The organism is Robiginitalea sp. (genome assembly GCF_049588695.1).
Classification (GTDB): Bacteria; Bacteroidota; Bacteroidia; order Flavobacteriales; family Flavobacteriaceae; genus Robiginitalea.
In genome coordinates, this window is sequence record NZ_JBAVZJ010000105.1 from 1 (window position 1) to 3,455 (window position 3,455).

Below are 3,455 nucleotides of genomic sequence, written 5' to 3' on the forward strand. Positions count from 1 at the left end.
GCCTAAAGGAAGCCGCGGAAGATCTTCTCGGACAGGCGCAGGAAGCCTTTTCCAATCCCTCGTTCATCCTGCTCAGCACTTTTCACAGCGAAAAAGGCGTTACCATAGACGGGGGAAGCCTTATCCACCATATAACGGAAGTAGCCGGTCCGGACGTAAACCTATTCGGGGGCATGGCCGGAGATGACATTTCCTTTACGGGAACCTTTGTCTTTACAGACTCCCGGGTGACCGATTACGGCATAGTGGCCCTGGTCCTGGATGAGAAAAAAGTACGCCTGAGGGGGGTTGCGCTCTCGGGCTGGAAGCCCATTGGTATCTCGAGGACCATAACAAAAGTCGAGGGAAATATGGTGTACACCATCGATGATCAACCGGCCCTGGAAACCTACCTTCGCGTCCTGGGCATAGACCCGGCATCTATTCAGAACCGGATTAATTTCTTTAGTTCAGAAGCGATCCATTACCCAATACAAATCGCGCGGGAAGGCAGGCAACCCTTGATGTGCAACCCCATTGGCTACGATGAAGAAAAAGGGGCCATCGTATTCGAATCCGAAATACCCCAGGGGACCGACTTCCGTTTTTCCACACCCCCGGATTTTGATATTGTGGAAACCGTTCTTGAAAAAGCGGACGAACTAAAGGAAAAAACCGGGGCCGGGGCCGAAGCCCTGTTGATCTTTTCCTGTGCCGGGAGGCTCAGCGCACTCGGGCCCATGGCCCAACAGGAAAATGACGGCTTACACGAGATTTGGGAAGTTCCCATGGCCGGATTCTATACCTATGGGGAATTTGGGAAGGCCGTAAACGGAAAACACGAATTTCACTCTACAACCAATAGCTGGGTTGTACTGACCGAAAAATAAATTTGAAGGATACGCGAATGAAAGTCAAATCAATAAAGGGCATGTCGCCACAGGAGGTTAAAGTGGCACTTCACGATAGCATGCTGGATGGGTTCGCCCCTACCCTGGCCTTTGTCTTTGTTTCTGTACAACAAGATCGGGAAGCCCTCCGCAACCTGTTTGCAGAGGCAAACATCGCCGTATTCGGGGCGACTACAAACGGGGAGTTTACAGATGAAGAGCCTGAAAAAGGTTCTGCCGCCGTCCTGCTTTTGGAACTCAACAGGGATTTCTTTGAAATCTATACCGCAGATTTCAACGAGGGCAGTTATCGTAAAACCGCCAGAAACCTGGCCGAAAAAGGCAAGGCGAAATTTCCTGAAGTCGGTTTTCTGCTGGCCACCAGCCACGCCGCTACTGATGGAGAGCAGGTCCTTTTGGGATTACAGGATGCAGGTGGTGACCAAATCAAGGCCTTTGGGGGGGCGGCAGGAGACGAATACGCATTTAAAGAAACCTTTGTGTTTTCGGATCATTGGGAAAGCGACAAAGGAATGGTGCTCCTGGCCATAGATGAGACCAAAGTAAAAATGGAAGGGATCGCTACCTGCGGCTGGAAGGCTATAGGCACCGAACGCACGGTAACCAAAAGCGAGGGCAACCACGTGTACACCATAGATAATATTCCCGCCCTGGATATCACGGTCAAATTTGGGGGCATTGAAAATCCGACGGAAGAAAATGCAAACCTCATGGTGGAAATCGCCGCCAATTTTCCCCTGCAACTCCAGAGGCCGGCGGGAGATCCGGTGATGCGGCCCGGGTTGGTCGTAGACTGGACAGATCACTCCTTTTACACCAGCGGCACCGTCCCCCAGGGTTCCAAGGTCCGTTTTTCACTGCCTCCCGACTGGGATGTCATGGAAAAAGTAGTACAAGGTGCTCAAACGCTCAAGGACACAAAAATGCCTGAGGCGGATGCCCTTGTGGTCTTTACCTGTGCCGGACGAATCCTGTCCCTGGGCCCGCTGATGTCTGAAGAACTGGAAGGCATCAAAAATGTCTGGAATGTACCGATGGCCGGGATGTTTTCGAATGCTGAACTGGCCCGCGCCACAGGTGGAAACCTTGAAATGCACAACCTTACCACCTGTTGTGTCGCCCTAAAAGAGATTTGATGGATAAAAACCTGGATCACATCACGAATTTTATCAAGGCCAGCCAGGACATACCTGAGGCAGAAAAGCAGGGGCTAATAAAGGCGCTCAAAGCCTTGGACAAGCAAATTCAGATCCTTGATTTTAAACTGGACCGGACGGAAAAAGTAAAAAGGACCACCTCTATCCTGCTCGAAGAGACCATCGCAGAACTCGAACAGAAACGCAGTGCTGTGGAAGAAGCACTGGCAGAGTTACAAGCTACCCAGAAACAACTCATTCATGCGGAAAAAATGGCCTCCCTCGGGGAGCTCACCGCCGGAATTGCCCACGAGATCCAGAACCCGCTCAACTTTGTCAATAATTTCTCAGAGGTCAGTAATGAACTGATCGATGAGATGAATGAAGAACTTGAAAAGGGATCTGTTTCAGAAGCCAAAGCAATTGCCGAAGACCTGAAGCAAAACCTGGGAAAGATCACCCACCATGGCAAACGCGCCGATAGTATCGTCAAAGGCATGTTGCAGCACAGCCGCAGTAGTGACGGACAAAAAGAACCCACAGACATCAATAACCTGGTAGATGAATACCTGCGTCTGGCCTACCACGGCCTGAGGGCCCGGGACAAATCCTTCAACGCTACTATTGAGACCGATTTTGATCCTTCCATCGGCAAGGTGAATGTAGTTCCACAGGAAATCGGGAGGGTGGTCCTGAACCTGCTCAACAATGCCTTCTACGCAGTGAAAGAGAAAAAACAGGCCGCCCCAAAGGAGTATACCCCTATGGTTTCTGTGACTACAAAAAAGGCGAAAAATGGTATTGAAATCCGGGTAGCAGACAACGGCAAAGGAATGCCCGACAACATCCGGGATAAGGTATTCCAGCCCTTTTTTACGACCAAGCCTACCGGAAAGGGCACGGGGTTGGGCCTTAGCCTCAGTTATGATATTATAAAGGCACATGGGGGAACATTAGAAGTGGAATCTGAGGAAGGCAAGGGCACCACCTTCTTTGTTACCTTTAAAACAACCCCTGAGCAATGAGTGCAAATACTTAAGAATATATGCCACCTCAACCAGCCAAAACCACCTATACACCAGAATCCATGCGAAAAACCTCAATACTTATAAAACCAGTGCTTGTGCTGCTACTTTGGATAGGGCTACATCCCTCCCTACTTTTAGCACAATCCCTGCCGGACAAAGTCGCCTTTGAGAAATACGGGGTGGCCGAGGGCCTACCCGAAGAAGCTGCTATCCATTTGATACAGGACAAGCAGGGCTTCATCTGGGTGACCACACAAAATGGGTTGGTTAAGTTTGATGGCTATAAAATGCAGGTTTTTAAAAACTGGCAGGTAAATGATACAACATTTAAAATTCGGAACTTAAATGGTGGACTGCTTTTAAGCAGAAATGGCCATTTGTGGGTCGGCGGGGTCCGGGAA

General features: G+C 50.0%; 4 protein-coding genes. All 4 read left to right on the top strand.

The genetic code is table 11. From position 1 onward, the window contains the following. Positions 1–869 (top strand): FIST signal transduction protein (locus WBV75_RS02290; RefSeq protein ID WP_424119039.1); only part of this gene is annotated, 869 nt, incomplete at its 5' end. A 17-nt stretch (positions 870–886) separates the two neighbouring features. After that, positions 887–2,026: an FIST signal transduction protein gene (locus tag WBV75_RS02295; RefSeq protein ID WP_424119040.1), complete on the top strand. Its 1,140-nt coding sequence runs from the start codon at positions 887–889 to the stop codon at positions 2,024–2,026. Beyond that, positions 2,026–3,051, top strand: coding sequence for a sensor histidine kinase (locus tag WBV75_RS02300; RefSeq protein WP_424119041.1), 1,026 nt, complete (start codon positions 2,026–2,028; stop codon positions 3,049–3,051). The genes WBV75_RS02295 and WBV75_RS02300 overlap by 1 nt, the downstream gene beginning before the upstream one ends. A gap of 98 nt (positions 3,052–3,149) precedes the next feature. Then, positions 3,150–3,455 (top strand): two-component regulator propeller domain-containing protein (locus WBV75_RS02305; RefSeq protein WP_424119042.1); only part of this gene is annotated, 306 nt, incomplete at its 3' end.

Excerpts from the sequence above, each read along its gene's own strand:
- WBV75_RS02295 (WP_424119040.1), top strand. The coding sequence starts at position 887 with ATGAAAGTCAAATCAATAAAGGGCATGTCGCCACAGGAGGTTAAAGTG.
- WBV75_RS02300 (WP_424119041.1), top strand. The coding sequence starts at position 2,026 with ATGGATAAAAACCTGGATCACATCACGAATTTTATCAAGGCCAGCCAG.